Raw genomic sequence first — 1,642 nt, 5'->3', positions numbered from 1 at the left:
GGCTGAGATTGTCGCTGTAGGCTTTGGTGATGAGCCCCTGACGTCCCCATTGATGCACGGTGGTCTCGGCGATCTCGAAGCGTTCGGCCACTTCCTGGGTGGTGAGCATACCACAATCGCGCAGGCGCTGGCGACGACCGGGCAGGTTATAAGTTCGGCGGATGAAAGCGATTTTCTTGAGATTGAACGGCTTGCCGTCCCAGGTCCGCTGACCGCGTTCATTGAAGATGTCGGCGACCTCGCGATCGCAATAACGGTCGAGCAAGCGGTCGACCTCGGCGATCAAGTCGGGCTTGGATTTACGGATCTGGAAGATCGGCAGCGGCCGGTCCAGCGTCAAGGTTCGGGTCGCCCCGCCGGAGAGCCGCACGTTTGCGGTAATCGTCTCGGCCTTGATTAAGGTGACATCGGCGACCAGCAGCCGCAGGATACGCTTGCGCTCGCGGACATCGATGCGGGCATCGCTCCAGATCCGCGGGAACTGCTCGGCAAGATCGCGGACGCGTTGCTGCGTCTCGGCGTCGAGGGCGGCGGCTTCCTCGGGCGCGCGTCGTTCATAGTCCTCGACAACGTCGGTGTGGAGCCGCAGCTTCTCGTTCCACTCGGCCTCGAGAGTGTCGGCAACGAGGCGATTGTCGGGATCGACCTTCATGTAGCGGCGCCGGGCGAGCTCGGCGTCATGACGCGTCCGCTCGATATGCTGTCGGCGCAACGTGTCCATCTCGGCGGCGCGTGCCTCAAGCTCGCGCTGCACCGCCAGGGTGACCTCAAGGGTCATCGGCGTCATCAGCTCGACAAGCAATGCACCCACCGCCGGGTCGACGACTTTGCCGGGCACGGACTGGCAGACCTTGCCGCCACGGCGGGTGGCGGTTTCCTGGCAGATATAGGTCGGGACAGGCTGACCATGCTCCTGGCTGTAATGGACGCCCATGCGCCCGCCGCAAAGGCCGCAGAGAACTCTGCCCTGGAGCAAGGCGGATCCTTCGCGGACCGGCCCGGCGCGGCGCTGCATTCCGTAGGCTTGCGCATTGGTGGCGAGACGCTCCTGGTTGGCCTTGAAGCGCTCCCAGTCGATATAGCCCGGATGCAGGTCGGGCATGACGAACCGCCAGTCAGCCATATCCACCTTGATCTGCGAGACGCCGCCGCCCGGCCGGGGCCGTCCACGCGTTCGACCGTAGACGAAGGCGCCGGCATATCTCGGATTATGCAGGACCTGGAGAGGATGCGGGCGTGCCGTGGCGGCGCCCACATGAGTTCGCCTTTGTGCAGTCCCTTGCGCAGTCGCCGCGGGAACAGGGTGCCTTCGTCGAGGAAGAACTTGACGGTTCTGGTTGCGCTGCCCAGGCGCTCGAAGGTGGTGAACACCATGCGGAGCGCGGCCTGCACCTCGGCGTCCGGGTCGAGTGCGAGGGTGCCATCGGGCAAGTAGACCAAGCCCACGGGCGGGCCTATCTTCAGATCGCCGCGGCTTGCCTTGTTGAGTTGGCCGCCGCGCATGCGCGCCTTGAGGAAGTGCAACTCCGCTTCCGACATCGTTCCTTTCAAACCCAAAGAAGTCTGTCGTTGAAGCTGGCCGGGTCGTACGAACTATCATGTTGATACCCTCATTCGGTAGCGGATTGAGTAAAGTCGAGGT

General features: G+C 63.8%; 1 protein-coding gene. It reads right to left on the bottom strand.

The genetic code is table 11. The features are described from left to right. The coding region (locus EOB59_RS34730; protein ID WP_245486891.1) for a recombinase family protein at nucleotides 1-1,255 on the bottom strand (1,255 nt) is incomplete at its 3' end. Between the last annotated feature and the right edge of the window lie 387 nt (nucleotides 1,256-1,642).

This window comes from Mesorhizobium sp. M7A.F.Ca.MR.176.00.0.0 (assembly GCF_004023165.1).
GTDB lineage: Bacteria > Pseudomonadota > Alphaproteobacteria > Rhizobiales > Rhizobiaceae > Mesorhizobium.
This window is presented reverse-complemented; position numbering and strand designations above follow the sequence as displayed.